Here is a 15,816-nt window from a genome sequence, read left to right as displayed (position 1 = left end):
AACCTGCCGCAAATCAAAAACACTGTGGTGGGTTCGTTTATTCAGAAAAACCTTAAGAATCAAGAAACCGCGCCAGATTAGTGGCGCGGTTTTGTGTATTGGAACGTGGCGTCGGTCTATTTCTCGGGGATCAGACCCCTTGGGCTGAATCTGAGAACAATCAACAGGATCAGGCCCATCGTGAAAAGGCGCATATGTGCGGCACTATCAATAAGATGTGACTTCAGCGCGCTGCCATCCGGCAAGCCTGCGGTGATCACACTCATCAACCACAAGCCAATCGGCTCGACCTGAACCCACAAGAACCAAATCAGGAACGCGCCCAGAACGGCTCCGAAGTTGTTGCCCGAACCGCCAACGATCACCATGACCCAAACCAGGAAGGTAAAGCGCAACGGATTGTAGGTGCCCGGTGTCAGCTGTCCGTCCAGGGTGGTCATCATCGCGCCAGCGATGCCGCAAATGGCCGACCCTAATACGAAAATCTGCAAGTGGCGACGGGTGACGTCCTTGCCCATCGCTTCGGCTGCAACTTCATTGTCGCGGATTGCGCGCATCATGCGGCCCCACGGGCTTTTCAGCGCCATCTGCGCCATCCACAGCAGCGCCAGAAGAACCAGCATGAACAGCAGCGAATACCCAAGTTTCACCGAAAGGGTGGATGCAGTGACCGGATCCAGCCCCAGCCATTCGGCGCGGGCAAGAAAAGCCGGATCTTGCTGCAAGTCAACTTCATACCCGACAACCGGCGAGGGGCGCGGGATGCCATAGACGTTCTTCACGCCGCGGGCCAGCCAGTCCTCGTTCTTCATGACGGCGATGATAATCTCGGCGATACCCAGCGTGGCAATCGCCAGATAATCTGACCGCAGCCCAAGCGCGGTTTTGCCAATCAGCCATGCCGCCCCGGCAGCCAGCAGACCTCCGGCAGGCCAGGCCAGCAGAACGGGCAGGTTCAGTCCACCGATGTTACCGGCAATCGCCGGGTCAATGGCTTCAACTGCAGCAACATTGGGGTCGAACACGGCCCGGTAGAGGAAAAAGCCGACGATAAGGACAGTGATTATTGTCAGCGTCTGCACCCGGCCTTTGGGCATTCTCGTTGCCACCAGTACGGCTGCAACAACAGTGGCAGCCCCCAGTAGCAAAGACAGAACGATACCATAACCGCCTGCGCCCCAAGCACCCGGGGTAGGCGCTGTTGATACTAGCACCACGGCCAGACCGCCCAGCGCGACGAAGCCCATGACCCCCACGTTGAACAGGCCCGCAAAGCCCCATTGCAGGTTCACACCGATCGCCATGATGGCCGAGATCAGCCCCATGTTCAGAATCAGAACGGCGGTGTTCCAGCTTTGCGTGAAACCGGTCAGCAGAATGAGGCTGCCAACAGCTATGAAAAGCAGAGTGTTTTTGACAGATTCGGTCATACTGCTTTTCCCTTGAACAGGCCCGTGGGCTTAAACAGAAGCACGATCAGCAGGATGACAAAGCTGACAGCGAACTTGTAATCGGTGGACAGGAGCTGAACCAATCCGGACGGCTCCAGGTTTTCGGGGGCCACATAGGTCAGTACTTTTTTCCAGGCATAGGTGATCGTCACCTCGGAAAACGCGATGATGAACCCGCCGGCAATCGCGCCCAGCGGGTTGCCCAGCCCCCCCACGATAGCTGAAGCGAAAATCGGCAGCAGAAGCTGGAAATAGACGAAGGGTTTAAAGCTTTTGTCCAACCCGTAAAGAACACCCGCTGTGGTCGCCAAGGCGGCTACGATGATCCAGGTGATCATCACAACACGTTCAGGGTTGATGCCGGACAAAAGCGCCAGATCCTCGTTGTCGGAATAGGCGCGCATCGACTTTCCGGTTCGTGTTTTGTTGAGGAACCAGAACAGTAAGGCCACGGCAATAACGGCCACTATCAGGGTGATCCCTTGCGAGGTCTTGATGGCCAGACCCTCCTGAAGGCCCGTCATGGACTTGAAGTCCCGCGCGGATATCAAGAATCTTGCACCGTCCGAGAACTTTTGATCATCCGGCCCGATGATAAAGCGCACCAGACCGTTCATGATGAACATTACACCCATTGAAACGATCACAAGGATAACCGGCTTGGCCTTTTGTTCGCGGTAAAAGCGGTAGACCAGTCTGTCTGTAACCAACACCAGCATGATGCAGCCAAGGATAGCAAAGGGCAGGGCGAGCAGGGCAGTCGGCAACGGCCCAAAGCTGACACCAGCGGCCTGTAAGCCCCAGGTGACAAGCACAGCGATCATCGCGCCAAAGGCCATGGTGTCACCATGGGCAAAGTTCGAAAACCGCAGGATGCCGTAGATCAGGGTCACGCCAAGCGCCCCCAATGCCAACTGACTGCCATAGGCAATCGCAGGCACGATGACAAAGTTGGCAAGCGCAACAAGCGCGTTGAGTAAGTCCATTATTTCTTCTCACTGTCCGGGTGCGACCTTATGGCATAACGGTCTGCGCGGGCACAATGTTTTGCACGCGGTTTATCGTCATATTTTCCTGCTGGTAGCGAAAAAACCCTAGAAAAGCTTTCAAGAAGGACGGACTTTCCACATCAAGCCCGGCTCAGTCACGCACCGGTCAATTCCGGTGCGTGGTCGAGATGGTCGGAAGGGGCTCAGGCGTTTGTTTCAGTACAAGCGCCGCGATCAGTCCCCGCGTTGGGGCCTTTGACCGAAAGATCAAAGGTCATGTCGTCATAGTTCACAACAAAGGTCATGACCTCATCGCCCTGGATATAGACAAACGTCATGTTGCCAACGCCTTTGAAGACCATCGCGTCGCCAGAAACACTTGCGGTTTCGATGATGCCCTTGTCTCCTTCCGACGCCCGTTTGAGGCGCACTTCACTGCCGTCGCGGTCTGAGACGCAGACAAAGTGGCGCTCTTGCGCAATTGCAGCGTTCGTGCACAAAGTGGCGACGGCCACCCATATCAATTTTTTCATTTTTGGGTCCTGAATAGAGTTTTTCATTCAGAAGGTTCGCTTGATTTCTCGGAATCAGATTTGTTTGTCCGGGAAACCGTTTCCTTCACAGCGCCCGGCGCTAAACGCCCAATGTGACCGGATTGCAGCCGAGGCGTGGAAATCTTGGGATGGTTGTCGCGGTTGAAGACGGCCAGATACCGAGATCAACCAGCGTTTCCTTCTAAACTGGCGCCTTCGGTCGATTGCAGAAACAAGAAGGAAGTTCGAGGGTGTAAAAATGGCTTTGAAAAAGCCCACTAGTTCTGTTGCTCGCCTTGGCAAAAACCCTCAACGGCCTCTACTATCAACCTTTCGCGCCCAACAAGCGTCTCGCTTAGGATTGCAGTGCCAAGGTCGTAGCCGGGCTTATCAGCGTGGAAGATACCTTGGTAAATATCGAGCCTAGGGCTTCCGATGCCCACACCATAAGCAAATACTGACAAGATTGGGTCATGCGATATCCGAATATGTGTCCAATCACTGGCAGGGTAATCAGACCCATTTTCCTGCCAAACAATCCTGTCATCGAGCGCCGATAGGATGACCGTTCGTTGATTCTCGAACTCGCAACGGAAGATCACCCCATTTCTAGACTGCTTAGCTTGCGGTGCTAGGCTCTGAGCAAACACGATGCTGCCTAGCAGACATAAACAGAAAACGGCGAGTAGGCTGGTTTTCATAGGCCTCAACCACCCAAGAAACTCTTCCGCACTTCCGGATCGGCCAGCAATTCCTTGCCCGTACCGGTATAGGCGTTTCGCCCCTGAACCAGCACATATCCCTTATCGGCAATCTCCAGCGCCTGGCGGGCGTTTTGTTCAACCATCAGGATCGGCAGGCCGGTGCGTGCGACCTCGATGATGCGGTCAAAAAGCTCATCCATCACGATGGGTGAGACACCTGCGGTGGGCTCGTCCAGCATCAGGACCTTGGGTTGCGTCATCAGCGCGCGACCCACGGCAACCTGTTGGCGCTGACCGCCAGACAGTTCGCCGGCAGGTTGGTTGCGTTTGTCACGCAGAATTGGGAACAGGTCATAGACCTGCTCCATCGTGTCCGAGAAATCGTCGTGCCGGATAAAGGCACCCATTTCCAGATTTTCCTCGACAGTCATCGAGGTAAAAATGTTCGACGTCTGAGGAACAAAGCCCATACCGCGGATTACGCGGTCTTGCGGGGTGAGGCTGGTGATATCCTCGCCGTCCAGGCGTACAGAGCCGGCGCGCACATCCAGCATCCCAAACACGGCCTTCATCGCCGTTGACTTGCCCGCACCGTTGGGGCCGACAATGACTGCGATCTCCCCCTTGTCCACGGCAATGGTGCAGTCGTGCAGGATGTCCGGGCCTTTGCCATAACCACCGGTCATGGTATCGCCGATCAGAAACGGGCCGCCTTCAACGCGATGAGTCGTCCCGCTTTTCCGATGGGCAGGCGTCATTGTTCCGATACCTTGCGTGTTGGTAATCGATGCGTCCTTGTTGCCCTTGTCGTCCTGATAGGGGTTGTCGCTCATGCCAGCGGTCATGTCTGGGCCTCCAGCTTGTCTTTGTTTTTGAGGCCGGTGCCTAGATAGGCTTCGATCACGTGCTCGTTTGCCTTGATCTCATCCAGAGTACCCTCGGCCAAAACCTTACCCTCGGCCATGCAGATGACCGGGTCGCAGATCTTGCCGATGAAATCCATGTCGTGCTCGATGACAACAAACGTATAACCACGCTCTTTGTTCAGGCGCAGGATCGTATCAGCGATGGTCATCAGCAGGGTGCGGTTCACGCCTGCTCCGACCTCGTCCAGAAATACGATCTTGGCGTCCACCATCATGGTACGACCAAGTTCCAGCAGTTTCTTTTGACCGCCCGAAACCTGACCGGCCTTGTGATCGGCCAGATGTTCGATGGTCAGAAACTCCAGCACCTCGTCTGCCTTGGCTTTCAGCGCGCGTTCTTCATCAGCGATGCGCTTGCGTCCGAACCAGGTATTCCACAGCGCCTCACCCGATTGCGCACCGGGCACCATCATCAGGTTTTCGCGGCAGGTCATCGACGAAAACTCATGCGCGATCTGGAAGGTGCGCAGCAAACCCTTGTGAAACAGCTCATGCGGAGGCAGGCCAGTGATATCTTCACCATCCATGACCACCTTGCCGCTGGTCGGAGGCAAAACACCGGCGATCACATTGAACAGAGTGGTTTTTCCGGCCCCGTTGGGCCCGATCAGGCCGGTGATCGACCCTTTTTGGATTTCCAGCGACGCCCCGTCCACCGCGTGAAACCCGCCGAAATGCTTATGCACGTCCTCGACGACGATCATGGTATCCCCTTGCCTTGACCCCGTGAAACGAGGTGCAGCCTTTTGTCATTGAAACAGCCCGGACACAAGGCCCGGGCTGTCTGATTTTATAGCTTGATATGCGGGATCAACGGAAGTTGACGGTCTTGTTTTCGCCGTCGGTCACTTCGATCTCGCGGTACGACCCTGCGCTTTCGCCGGGGCCGATCAACTCGACACCGGACGCGCCGACATAGTCGATGTCCTGACCGGCGGCCAGCAGTTCCAGACCTTTGGCCAGTTCACCCGGATAAATCTTTTCACCCGGTGCGTTGGCGACGTCCATTACTTTGCCCGCGTAATCTGCCGGGTTGGTCGAACCGGCGGCTTGCATGGCGAACATGAACAGCGCTGCCGCGTCATAGGATTCGGGCGAATAGGGCGACGAGCCGTCAAACCCGGCTGCTTCGGCCAGTGCAAAGTACTTTTCTGCACCTTCACCACCGGACCCGGCGATCTGACCGAACGAGCCGTTCAGGTCGGGGCCGACATTTGCGGGCAGCGAGTCACCGATCATGCCGCCGGGCAGACCAAAGGTGTCAAACGCACCGCTGTCCAGCGACGACTGGATGATGCCCAGACCACCCTGGTCCAGATAACCTGCGACAACCAGAATGTCGCCACCGGCCGAGGCCAGCGCGCCAACTTCAGCCGAATAGTCGGCCTTGCCGTCTTCGTGCGCCGTAACGATGGTCACTTCGCCGCCAACCGCTTCGAAGGACGTCTGGATCGCATCGGCCAGACCTTTGCCATAGTCGTTGTTGGTATAGGTCAGCGCGATCGAGTTGATGCCGCGATCCTTAAGGATATCAGCCATAACTTGACCTTCGCGCGCATCCGACGGCGCGGTGCGGAAGAACAGGCCATTGTCCTCCATGGTTGACAGGCCGGGCGAGGTCGCCGAAGGCGAGATCATGACCATGCCGTTAGGAATGGCAACGTTTTGCAGAATCGCGCCGGTTACACCCGAACAGTCGCCGCCGATGATGCCTGCAACACCGTCAGCGATCATACGCTCGCCGTTCGAGGTGGACAGACCGTTGTCGATACAGCCGGTATCGGCACGTACGCCAGCCACGCTGGCACCGTTCATGAACTTTCCGGATTCGTTGACTTCGGCGATTGCCAGCTCGGCACCCGATCCCATGGCGGGGGCAAGCGATTCAATCGGGCCGGTAAAGCCGATCAAAATCCCCAGTTTGACATCTTCGGCCATGGCTGCGCCGGCCAGCAATGCAGTTGCTGCAGTTGCAGTAAGCAGCTTTTTCATATGGTTACTCCCAGTTGTAAACGTATTCGTTCTGGCGACGACCCTAGGCAAGCTGTTCGGAAAAGAAAAGTCCTAACGCAAATGTGTTTTTTTCGTTTGAAATTCTATCTGTTTTGTTGGGACTCACCCCTGATTGTCACCGAAAGGGACCAGAATGCTCAGAACGGCGATGATTCTCTCTTTCTCACTGTGCGCCTTGAGTGCCGCGGCCCAGACGCTGTTGGTTTCAGCCGGGATTGTCCAACTGGAAGAAATGGTTGGCGGGCTAGAGACCCCATGGGCGGTTGGCATTTTGCCTGATGAGAGTTTCCTCGTCACGGAACGGGATGGAAGATTGCTGTATGTGCGAAATGGACAGCCGGTAGCTGTTTCAGGCGTTCCAAAGGTCGCGACTTTGGGGCAGGGAGGATTGTTGGACGTCACGATCTCACGCGATTTCAATCAAAGTCGAGAGGTCTTTCTGACTTTTGCAAAACCGCAAGGCGACGGTGCAGGAACTGCTGTTGCGGTTGCGCGCCTGTCCGAGACTGGCAAAAACCTTCAGAACCTTCGAGTAATTTTCGAGGCATCGCCAGGTGGTACAGGTGGTCGCCATTTTGGCAGCCGTGTGGTCGAAACGCCGGACGGGACATTATTCGTGACCTTGGGCGAACGGGGACAGGCGGAGAATGCACAGGATCGGTCCAATCCCATGGGCTCGGTCATTCGCATCAATCGCGATGGGACAGTTCCGGCGGATAACCCCTTTGTCGTGCAATCGAATATCGAACCCGAAATATGGTCTTACGGCCATCGAAATCCGCAGGGCGCGGATTTGGACGCGTTTGGCCGACTTTGGATCTCGGAACACGGGGCGCGGGGTGGCGATGAAATCAACCAACCCCGTGCAGGGCGGAATTATGGTTGGCCGGTTATTTCATATGGCACGCATTATTCGGGTGAAAAAATCGGCGACGGTACAGCTAAAGAAGGGCTGGAACAGCCAGTTTACTACTGGGATCCTTCCATAGCGCCGTCCGGTCTGCTGGTTTATTCCGGCAAGCTATGGCCGCAATGGAAGGGTGATATCTTCGTAGGGTCGTTGAAATTTGACTATATCGCACGGCTTCACGGTCAGCCGATGCACGAGGCCGAACAGATCAGAAGCCCTGAAACCGAGCGCGTCCGCGATATCGTCGAAGCGCCAGATGGGTCGATCTGGTTTATCTCGGTTGGGCGGGGGGCAGTTTACAGAATGGCTCCGGCGGAGTGACCTTACACCGATAGCCGCCCGCTCTGCGCGCCACGCTCGCGATACGGCGTGGTGTTGTAATGTGCGCGGTAGCATTTCGAGAAATGGCTGGGCGAGGCAAAGCCGCATGCCAGGGCTACGTTGATGACGCTCATATCCGTTTGCATCAGCAGGTTCCGCGCTTTGTGCAAGCGAAGTTCCATATAGTACCGCTTGGGCGAGCGGCTGAGATAGCGCCGGAACAGACGCTCAAGCTGGCGAGTCGACATACCGACTTCCTTGGCCAGAATCGAAGGAGAGATCGGCTCTTCGATGTTCTTTTCCATCATGAGAATGACCTGACTCAGCTTGGGGTGCCGGACCCCAATCCGCGTCGGTGTCGACAGACGTTGCGTATCCTGATCTGTCCGGATTGACGAATAAATCATCTGGTCCGCCACCGCATTTGCCAAGTCTTCGCCAAAATCGTCTGCAATCAACTTGAGCATCAGATCGATAGACGAGGTCCCCCCAGCCGTTGTCATCCGACCGCCATCAATCTGAAAGACAGCTTTCGTCAACTCGACCTCATCGAATTCTTCGATGAAACTGTCTGAGTTTTCCCAATGTATCGTCGCCCGCTTGTTGTCCAGTAACCCGGCCTTGGCCAGGGTATAAGCAGCCGTGCACAAACCGCCGATGCGCAATCCGCGCCGTGCCTCGCGTCGTAACCAGTTCAGAATGCGTTTGGTGGTGGCTGCCTGTACGTCAACGCCTCCGCAAATCAGAACGACATCGTCGCGCTGCAACTCCTCAAGATCACGGTCCAGCTTGAATTCGGTCCCGGCCGAACATGAAATCGAGTTTCCGCCTTCACCGGAAAGTGTCCATGTATAAAGCTGTTTGTCCGCCATGCGATTTGCGATGCGCAGACTGTCGAGCGCTGACGCAAAAGACAGCAGCGAAAAATTGTCCAACAGGACAAAAACGAAATGGCGGGGCGTGGCCCCAGCATTTTCGACCGTGACTGCTTGGCGTTGCACTTGCATGACAAAATGTCCTTAATTCTGCGCAGGAAAACCTGGTATCCCGCAGCGTATTTGGCAGTCACCATGATCAAAGCTTGTTTGCGGCGTCAAGAGGCGCAAATGGGATATGGTCACTCTTCATTGCTTTTTGTATAGAGGCGACCTGAACACTTCAGCGGAGATCAAAGCTATGACCGAATGGCAAAAATCGAACTGGCGCAACAAGCCCCGGGTTCAGATGCCAGACTATACCGACGCGGCCGCATTGGCCAAGGTCGAGGCCCAGCTTTCGCAGTATCCCCCGCTAGTCTTCGCCGGTGAGGCGCGGCGCCTCAAGCAACATCTTGGTGCCGCCGGTCGCGGCGAGGCCTTCCTTCTGCAAGGCGGGGATTGCGCTGAAAGCTTTGAACAATTCAGCGCCGATGCGATCCGTGACACCTTCAAGGTGATGCTGCAAATGGCGATGGTTCTTACCTATGGTGCCAAGGTGCCGGTGGTTAAAGTCGGTCGTATGGCCGGCCAATTTGCAAAGCCACGCAGCGCCCCGACCGAGGTTGTGGATGGTGTCGAGCTACCCAGCTACCGCGGTGACATCATCAACGAACTGGCGTTCACGCCCGAAGCGCGGATTCCGAATCCCGAAAAGATGTTGCAGGCCTACACACAGGCGGCGGCCACGTTGAACCTGCTGCGTGCCTTCTCAACTGGTGGCTTCGCCGACATGAGCCGCGTCCATTCGTGGACTCTGGGCTTTACCGACGAACAGGATGTTCAGAAGTACTCTGAGGTGGCAGATCGCATTCAGGACACCATCGACTTCATGGAAGCGGCCGGTATCACGGCAGACACGACACACGAATTCTCGACTGTTGAATTCTACACCAGTCACGAAGGTCTGTTGCTGGAGTACGAAGAGGCGCTGACCCGTCTGGATTCGACCTCGGGCAACTGGCTGGCCGGGTCTGGTCACATGATCTGGATCGGCGACCGTACGCGACAGCCTGATGGTGCACATGTCGAGTTCTGTCGTGGCGTTCTGAACCCGATTGGGTTGAAATGTGGTCCGACGACGACGGCAGAAGACCTCAAGGTTCTCATGTCGAAGCTGAACCCCGAAAATGAAGAGGGCCGCCTGACTCTGATCGCGCGCTTTGGCGCGGGCAAGGCGGGTGAACACCTTCCGCGTCTGGTCAAGGCCGTGAAGGAAGAAGGCGCCAAGGTCACTTGGGTCTGCGACCCGATGCACGGCAACACCATCAAATCGGCCACGGGCTACAAAACCCGTCCGTTCGATTCTGTCCTGCGTGAGGTACGCGATTTCTTTGGCGTGCATCAGTCTGAGGGCACGATCCCCGGCGGTGTCCATTTCGAGATGACCGGTCTCGACGTTACCGAATGCACCGGTGGTGTGCGGGCCGTGACCGAAGAGGATCTGTCGGATCGCTACCACACCGCCTGCGACCCGCGCCTGAACGCGTCTCAGTCGCTGGAACTGGCGTTCCTTGTGGCGGAAGAACTGACCAACCTGCGCCGCAACGGATCAAAACGCGCCGCAAGTTAAGCGTTCTAATAGAAAGAAAACAGCGGGCCATCGGTCCGCTGTTTTTTGTTCCGGGTGTTCAGACTGGTTCAGTCATCGCGCGACACGACCAGACGAAGGTGTTTGGTCGCGCGTTTGAAATCCGTTTGGTCTTCGGCTAAACCGTCAACGGTTTTAGGCGCAGCAGGAACCGGTGCCTGAATTTCCGAAAACGATTTGATCCGCGTATCCGTAATCGAAAATCTGCGTGGGGTTTTACCAATCGCTCCATCCGCGACCATGACCCCCAGAACCCGGCTGACGTCGCCCAGATCACTTTTGAGCGGCAAAAGGATCATGCAGGCCTGCATCCGGGTACGCCCAAGTATCCCGCTCGAATCCAGACCCAGTTCGGCAACGGCGGGTGTTGCAAATACCTGCTCCAGAACATCCTTAATCCTGGCGCGGTCATCGGGCTGAAAAAAGGACGTCACAGGCATGCCACGAACCTCCATCCCCGCAAGCCCGTTCAGGTGACTTCCGGCAAGGCGAAACCGAGCCAGTCCAGGGGCGATCCGTTCAAGAATGAAAGTATATTCGAGTATGTTTTCCAGCCCGCGCGGGTCAACCTGGGACCGCATCGGAACACCGTCACCTCTCAGCAATGCAGTCCAATACGCTTCGGCCTGGCGGATCGGCGTAAGGCTGCGCCCACTGTCAAAGCGATCCATTGCGACGATCTTTCCAAAATCTGACCCGGAACCAGTCCCGAAAAAGGTTTTCATTTTTTCACCCTTACGTCAATTGGCCGCCATTTTCATAAAATGCAACACAACCGGAGCATTTGTGGCCTGCAAGCCATTACCAGGGGTAGTTTGACTCGGGTTTATTCAATTTTGGAGCAATTCTTTAACGAATGGTTAACTTACCCCAAACAAAGGCGGCCTCAGCCAACTCTTGCTCTGTACCGGTCAATCGCATTAGGTGCGGCAAACATCCAAAAGGGTGAGGCCACAGGAAAGGACAGTCATGATCAGATCCATGACCGGGTTTGCCTCGGGGAAGGGTGAATACGGACCGCATAGCTGGACGTGGGAGTTGCGCAGTGTCAACGGTAAAGGCCTTGATATGCGCCTGCGCGTCCCTGAATGGCTGACCGGGCTTGAGGTGGCCCTTCGGGCCACGCTGTCAAAATCCCTGAGCCGTGGGAATGTGACCCTTTCAATGCGTCTGAATCGTGAGGACTCTGCCTCGGAACTGGCATTGAACGAGGTCGCTATGGCCGCTGCTCTGAGTGCGTTGGAGCAAACACACAAGATGGCAGCTGCGCGCGGCATCGCTCTGGAACCGGCGCGCGCCTCGGACCTTTTGGCACTGAAAGGCATGTTGGATGCAACCGCAGATGCGGATGATCCCGCTCCGCTGGTGGCGCGCCTGACCGAAGATTTCAACGACCTGTTGGCCGCTTTTGTCGGAATGCGCCAGACCGAAGGCGAAGCGTTGGCGGCCGTGCTGAACACTCAGCTGGACCAAGTTGCGGCGCTGACAGCGCAGGCAGCCGATCTGGCCGTGCAACGCAAGGACAAGATGGCCGCGGCACTTCGGGACAATCTGGCGCACGTACTGGACAATGCGCAGGGCGCGGACCCGGATCGCGTCGCGCAGGAACTGGCTTTGATCGCGGTCAAAGCCGACATTACCGAAGAGATCGACCGCCTGTCTGCACATGTGGCCGCAGCGCGAGAGTTGCTTGGGCAGGAAGGGGCTGTCGGACGCAAGCTTGATTTCCTGATGCAAGAGTTCAACCGCGAAACCAACACGCTGTGTTCCAAGGCTCAGAGTACGGATCTGACGGCTGTCGGGCTGGAATTGAAGGCGGTGATCGATCAGATGCGCGAACAAGTGCAAAACGTGGAATAACGATGGGAACGACTGACATGGCGGATCGCCGAGGCCTTTTAATCATCCTGTCTTCCCCGTCCGGGGCAGGCAAATCCACCCTGGCAAAGCGGCTGATGGACTGGGACAAGGACCTTGAGTTTTCGGTCTCGGCCACAACCCGTGCCCCGCGTCCGGGGGAAGAACATGGGCGGGATTACTATTTTCTTTCTGAAGACGAGTTCAAGCAGAAGGTCGCCGATGGCCAGATGTTGGAACATGCGCATGTCTTCGGTAATTTCTATGGCTCACCCGCTGATCCGGTGCGTAGTTCGATCCACGCGGGTAAGGACGTGCTGTTCGACGTGGACTGGCAAGGCGAGGTTCAGATCCGCAACTCGGATCTGGGTAAGCATGCGTTGTCGATCTTCATCCTGCCGCCATCGATCCCTGAACTGCGCCGCCGTCTGGAATCGCGTGGACAAGATAGCGATGAAGTTATCGCAAGGCGGATGCTCAAAAGCTGGGATGAGATCAGCCACTGGGGCTATTACGATTATGTCCTGATCAATGACGATCTTGAGGCGACCGAAAAGAAGCTCAAGACCATCGTCAGCGCCGAACGGATGCGCCGTATTCAACAGCCAAATCTGCAACAACACGTGCGCAAACTTCAAAACGAATTCGAGGGGCTGTCATGACGATCTTCGCGTTAGGCGAGCACATGCCGGATATTCACGAGGACACATGGGTTGCGCCCGATGCCAACCTGATCGGCAAGGTTGTGCTGGAAAAGGGTGCCTCGGTTTGGTTCGGCTGCACGATACGCGCAGATCACGAGGAAATCCGCGTTGGTGCAGGTAGCAACGTTCAGGAAAACTGCGTCATGCACATCGATGCCGGGTATCCTTTGTGGATTGGTCCGAATTGCACCATCGGACACAAAGTGATGCTGCACGGATGTACGATCGGACAAAATACTCTGATCGGAATGGGCGCGATTGTTCTGAATGGTGCCCGGATCGGACGGAATTGCCTGATCGGGGCAGGGGCCTTGATCACGGAAGGCAAGGAGATTCCGGATAACTCCCTTGTGATGGGGGCTCCGGGCAAAGTGGTGCGCCAACTGGACGAGGCCGCAGCAAAACGGATTACCCTAAGCGCGCTGCACTATCAGGAAAACATGCGCAGGTTTCGGGACACCTTAAGACCTGTCCAGTAAGACGCGCGGATTGATCGGGGTTTGAAGCATGTCAGATAACCTTCTTGATGGATTTGTTCAGGCCATCCCTATGCCCGCGCTGATGGTGGATCAGACCGAACGGATCATTGCCGCCAATACGGATGCAAAAACCTTTCTGGGGCAGAATATTGTAGGGCGGCATTTTGCGACCATCCTGCGGCAGCCACTGGTTCTTGAAGCGATTGAGCAAAGCCTTCAGTCGAAGGAAACCAAGACGGCGCGTCATCTTTCCAGTGACGGCGCTCAGGACACAACATTTGATGTGCAATGCCGATATATGAACGGGGTCGGAGCCGTGTCGGGTGGCGCCATTCTGGCCACTTTTCAAGATGTCACGCACCTGGAACAGGCAAGTCAGATGCGCCGGGACTTTGTTGCCAATGTCAGTCACGAATTGCGGACACCGTTGACGGCACTGATGGGCTTCATTGAAACCTTGCGCGGCCCTGCACGCAACGATCCGGCTGCGCGTGACCGGTTCCTGCAAATCATGGCCGATGAAGCCAACAGGATGAACCGGCTGGTTGGCGATCTTTTGTCCCTGAACCGCGTGGAAAGCGAAGAAAGAGTTCGCCCAAAACAACAGCTGGAGCTGACAGGGCTGCTGCAATCCACCCTTAACTCGTTGCGCCCCCTAGCGGAAGAGGCGGGTGTGACGCTGACGCTTGACGCACAGGACGGCCCGCTTGCAGTAACCGGAGACAGCGATCAGTTACGGCAGGTATTCACCAACCTGATCGAAAACGGAATAAAATACGGTGCCAGCGGTGGCAGCGTCACAGTCAGCGTTTTGTCATCAGAGCGTGACGCGGCGATGCGTGGGCCTGGGGTGCGGGTGAAGATCATCGACAAGGGGCCAGGAATTGATTCTGTGCATCTGCCACGCCTGACCGAGCGCTTCTATCGCGCCGACAATCACAGGTCGCGGCAGTTGGGTGGAACGGGGCTGGGGCTGGCCATCGTCAAGCACATCGTCAATCGCCACCGCGGACGGTTGCGCGTGGAAAGTGAGTTGGGAAAAGGTTCCGTCTTTACAGTCATCTTACCACGGTAGCCCTTCCCGCATTATCACCCTTCAAAATCTGCCTCGTTACGTTTTTTTGACCTGAAATCTCCGGATAAACGAGGGTTGTCATAAAAGCGTTACACACTTGTCACAAAAGGCTTACGCACGGCACCTAGGGGTGCACGCAGGATCATCATGGGGGTGATCAATCATACCTTTTCAAGGAGACTGAAATGTCCTTTGTAAAACTGTCGGCTTCTGCGCTGGCAATCACCGCCGTCTCGGCAACCACCGCTGCTGCCCGTGACAACGTTCAGGTTGCCGGTTCGTCGACCGTTCTGCCATATGCGTCGATCGTCGCGGAACTGTTTGGTGAGAACACCGACTTCCCGACCCCGGTTGTTGAATCGGGCGGTTCGTCAGCTGGTCTGAAGCGTTTCTGTGAGGGTGTTGGTGAAAACACCATCGACATTGCAAACGCATCGCGCGCGATCCGTGAAAAAGAAATCAAGGCCTGCGCCGAAAACGGTGTGACTGACATCATGGAAGTCCGCATCGGTTATGATGGCATCGTCTTTGCAAGCCAGCAGAACGGTCCTGCCTTCACCGCTTTTGAACCTGCCGACATCTTTAACGCACTGGGCGCAAAAGTCCTGAAAGACGGTGAAGTGGTTGATAACCCTTACACCACCTGGGCCGAATTCAACCCGGAACTGCCTGATGTAGAAATCGCTGGCTTCATTCCAGGTACCAAACACGGCACCCGTGAAGTATTCGAAGAAAAAGTTCTGCTGATCGGTTGTGAAGCGACCGGTGCGATGGAAGCCATGATTGCTGGCGGCATGAGCGAAGACGACGCAGAAGATGCTTGTCTGGCTGTTCGTACCGACGGCAAGGCGGTCGACATCGATGGTGACTACACCGAAACGCTGGCGCGTATCGACACCAACCCCAATGGCATCGGCATTTTCGGCCTGGCGTTCTACGAGAACAACACCGACAAGCTGAAAGTGGCAACCATGTCGGGTATCGCTCCTTCGACCGAAAGCATCTCGACCGGTGAATATCCGGTTTCGCGCCCGCTGTTCTTCTACGTGAAGAAAGCCCATATCGGCGTGATTCCCGGCCTTAAAGAATACGCCCAGTTCTTTACCCACGACGAAATCGCAGGCGCTTCGGGTCCTCTGGCAAATTATGGTCTGGTTGCGGACCCAGAGCTGGCAAAGACTCAGGATGCAATCGCCAACGAAGTTACCATGGGTTCGGGCAGCTAATCCCGCCTTTGGTTCGAAATACCGGGGGGCGGCATTCCTGTCGCCCCCACATTTTTTAGCTTT

General features: G+C 56.1%; 16 protein-coding genes. 7 read left to right on the top strand and 9 right to left on the bottom strand.

The annotated features are described in order from the left end of the window. Positions 1-116: 116 nt before the first annotated feature. The 7 genes from AC2FLU_RS08355 to AC2FLU_RS08325 form a co-directional block, all read right to left on the bottom strand. A complete protein-coding gene (locus tag AC2FLU_RS08355) occupies positions 117-1,430 on the bottom strand; it encodes a branched-chain amino acid ABC transporter permease (RefSeq protein ID WP_480553521.1) in 1,314 nt (437 codons plus the stop codon). Beyond that, positions 1,427-2,437 (bottom strand): branched-chain amino acid ABC transporter permease, encoded by a 1,011-nt coding sequence (locus AC2FLU_RS08350; protein ID WP_480517044.1) that lies wholly within the window; start codon positions 2,435-2,437, stop codon positions 1,427-1,429. The genes AC2FLU_RS08355 and AC2FLU_RS08350 overlap by 4 nt, the downstream gene beginning before the upstream one ends. Before the next feature lie 206 nt (positions 2,438-2,643). Then, positions 2,644-2,973, bottom strand: coding sequence for a hypothetical protein (locus tag AC2FLU_RS08345; protein WP_496714241.1), 330 nt, complete (start codon positions 2,971-2,973; stop codon positions 2,644-2,646). Between the two features lie 278 nt (positions 2,974-3,251). Beyond that, complete coding sequence (locus tag AC2FLU_RS08340; RefSeq protein WP_496714239.1) at positions 3,252-3,674, bottom strand: hypothetical protein; 423 nt, start codon at positions 3,672-3,674, stop codon at positions 3,252-3,254. A gap of 5 nt (positions 3,675-3,679) precedes the next feature. Beyond that, positions 3,680-4,510, bottom strand: a complete 831-nt coding sequence (locus AC2FLU_RS08335) for an ABC transporter ATP-binding protein (RefSeq protein WP_267366696.1) — start codon at positions 4,508-4,510, stop codon at positions 3,680-3,682. 8 nt (positions 4,511-4,518) lie between these two features. Further along, the gene (locus AC2FLU_RS08330; protein WP_209596275.1) at positions 4,519-5,307 is read right to left on the bottom strand and encodes an ABC transporter ATP-binding protein; all 789 of its coding nucleotides are present in this window, start codon (positions 5,305-5,307) and stop codon (positions 4,519-4,521) included. Positions 5,308-5,413: 106 nt separating this feature from the next. Further along, positions 5,414-6,595, bottom strand: coding sequence for an ABC transporter substrate-binding protein (locus tag AC2FLU_RS08325; RefSeq protein ID WP_209503916.1), 1,182 nt, complete (start codon positions 6,593-6,595; stop codon positions 5,414-5,416). A 154-nt stretch (positions 6,596-6,749) separates the two neighbouring features. Between AC2FLU_RS08325 and AC2FLU_RS08320 the strand changes: the two genes are divergently transcribed. Beyond that, complete coding sequence (locus tag AC2FLU_RS08320) at positions 6,750-7,847, top strand: PQQ-dependent sugar dehydrogenase (RefSeq protein WP_496714237.1); 1,098 nt, start codon at positions 6,750-6,752, stop codon at positions 7,845-7,847. 2 nt (positions 7,848-7,849) lie between these two features. Here the strand turns inward: AC2FLU_RS08320 and AC2FLU_RS08315 are convergent, their stop codons facing one another. Then, positions 7,850-8,854 (bottom strand): GlxA family transcriptional regulator, encoded by a 1,005-nt coding sequence (locus AC2FLU_RS08315; RefSeq protein WP_480472786.1) that lies wholly within the window; start codon positions 8,852-8,854, stop codon positions 7,850-7,852. Positions 8,855-9,023: 169 nt separating this feature from the next. On the opposite strand from AC2FLU_RS08315, the gene AC2FLU_RS08310 reads away from it, so the two are divergent. Beyond that, on the top strand, positions 9,024-10,394 hold the full coding sequence (locus tag AC2FLU_RS08310) for a class II 3-deoxy-7-phosphoheptulonate synthase (RefSeq protein ID WP_480493145.1): 1,371 nt from the start codon (positions 9,024-9,026) through the stop codon (positions 10,392-10,394). Positions 10,395-10,462: 68 nt separating this feature from the next. Here the strand turns inward: AC2FLU_RS08310 and AC2FLU_RS08305 are convergent, their stop codons facing one another. Further along, positions 10,463-11,137 carry a PAS domain-containing protein gene (locus tag AC2FLU_RS08305; protein WP_496808504.1) on the bottom strand — a complete coding sequence of 225 codons (675 nt, stop codon included), beginning with the start codon at positions 11,135-11,137 and terminating at the stop codon, positions 10,463-10,465. Between the two features lie 244 nt (positions 11,138-11,381). Here AC2FLU_RS08305 and AC2FLU_RS08300 point away from each other — a divergent pair, with 244 nt between their 5' ends. From AC2FLU_RS08300 to AC2FLU_RS08280, 5 genes are all read left to right on the top strand, one after another. Next, complete coding sequence (locus tag AC2FLU_RS08300) at positions 11,382-12,272, top strand: YicC/YloC family endoribonuclease (RefSeq protein WP_496714233.1); 891 nt, start codon at positions 11,382-11,384, stop codon at positions 12,270-12,272. A 17-nt stretch (positions 12,273-12,289) separates the two neighbouring features. Further along, entirely contained in the window at positions 12,290-12,931 is a 642-nt protein-coding gene (gene gmk / locus AC2FLU_RS08295) for a guanylate kinase (RefSeq protein WP_480493148.1), read from the top strand. Further along, entirely contained in the window at positions 12,928-13,452 is a 525-nt protein-coding gene (locus AC2FLU_RS08290) for a gamma carbonic anhydrase family protein (RefSeq protein ID WP_480553511.1), read from the top strand. Before gmk ends, AC2FLU_RS08290 begins: the two co-directional genes overlap by 4 nt. Before the next feature lie 28 nt (positions 13,453-13,480). Next, positions 13,481-14,527, top strand: a complete 1,047-nt coding sequence (locus tag AC2FLU_RS08285; protein WP_480553509.1) for a sensor histidine kinase — start codon at positions 13,481-13,483, stop codon at positions 14,525-14,527. 185 nt (positions 14,528-14,712) lie between these two features. Continuing rightward, positions 14,713-15,753, top strand: coding sequence for a substrate-binding domain-containing protein (locus AC2FLU_RS08280; RefSeq protein ID WP_480517034.1), 1,041 nt, complete (start codon positions 14,713-14,715; stop codon positions 15,751-15,753). Positions 15,754-15,816 lie beyond the last annotated feature (63 nt).

It is taken from the genome of Ruegeria sp. SAZD013 (assembly GCF_059612525.1).
The sequence above is the reverse complement of the archived record's forward strand: the minus strand, read 5'-3'. Positions and strand labels throughout refer to the sequence as shown.

Excerpts from the sequence above, each read along its gene's own strand:
- AC2FLU_RS08355 (WP_480553521.1), bottom strand. The coding sequence starts at position 1,430 with ATGACCGAATCTGTCAAAAACACTCTGCTTTTCATAGCTGTTGGCAGC.
- AC2FLU_RS08350 (WP_480517044.1), bottom strand. The coding sequence starts at position 2,437 with ATGGACTTACTCAACGCGCTTGTTGCGCTTGCCAACTTTGTCATCGTG.
- AC2FLU_RS08345 (WP_496714241.1), bottom strand. The coding sequence starts at position 2,973 with ATGAAAAAATTGATATGGGTGGCCGTCGCCACTTTGTGCACGAACGCT.
- AC2FLU_RS08340 (WP_496714239.1), bottom strand. The coding sequence starts at position 3,674 with ATGAAAACCAGCCTACTCGCCGTTTTCTGTTTATGTCTGCTAGGCAGC.
- AC2FLU_RS08335 (WP_267366696.1), bottom strand. The coding sequence starts at position 4,510 with ATGAGCGACAACCCCTATCAGGACGACAAGGGCAACAAGGACGCATCG.
- AC2FLU_RS08330 (WP_209596275.1), bottom strand. The coding sequence starts at position 5,307 with ATGATCGTCGTCGAGGACGTGCATAAGCATTTCGGCGGGTTTCACGCG.
- AC2FLU_RS08325 (WP_209503916.1), bottom strand. The coding sequence starts at position 6,595 with ATGAAAAAGCTGCTTACTGCAACTGCAGCAACTGCATTGCTGGCCGGC.
- AC2FLU_RS08320 (WP_496714237.1), top strand. The coding sequence starts at position 6,750 with ATGCTCAGAACGGCGATGATTCTCTCTTTCTCACTGTGCGCCTTGAGT.
- AC2FLU_RS08315 (WP_480472786.1), bottom strand. The coding sequence starts at position 8,854 with ATGCAAGTGCAACGCCAAGCAGTCACGGTCGAAAATGCTGGGGCCACG.
- AC2FLU_RS08310 (WP_480493145.1), top strand. The coding sequence starts at position 9,024 with ATGACCGAATGGCAAAAATCGAACTGGCGCAACAAGCCCCGGGTTCAG.
- AC2FLU_RS08305 (WP_496808504.1), bottom strand. The coding sequence starts at position 11,137 with ATGAAAACCTTTTTCGGGACTGGTTCCGGGTCAGATTTTGGAAAGATC.
- AC2FLU_RS08300 (WP_496714233.1), top strand. The coding sequence starts at position 11,382 with ATGATCAGATCCATGACCGGGTTTGCCTCGGGGAAGGGTGAATACGGA.
- gmk (WP_480493148.1), top strand. The coding sequence starts at position 12,290 with ATGGCGGATCGCCGAGGCCTTTTAATCATCCTGTCTTCCCCGTCCGGG.
- AC2FLU_RS08290 (WP_480553511.1), top strand. The coding sequence starts at position 12,928 with ATGACGATCTTCGCGTTAGGCGAGCACATGCCGGATATTCACGAGGAC.
- AC2FLU_RS08285 (WP_480553509.1), top strand. The coding sequence starts at position 13,481 with ATGTCAGATAACCTTCTTGATGGATTTGTTCAGGCCATCCCTATGCCC.
- AC2FLU_RS08280 (WP_480517034.1), top strand. The coding sequence starts at position 14,713 with ATGTCCTTTGTAAAACTGTCGGCTTCTGCGCTGGCAATCACCGCCGTC.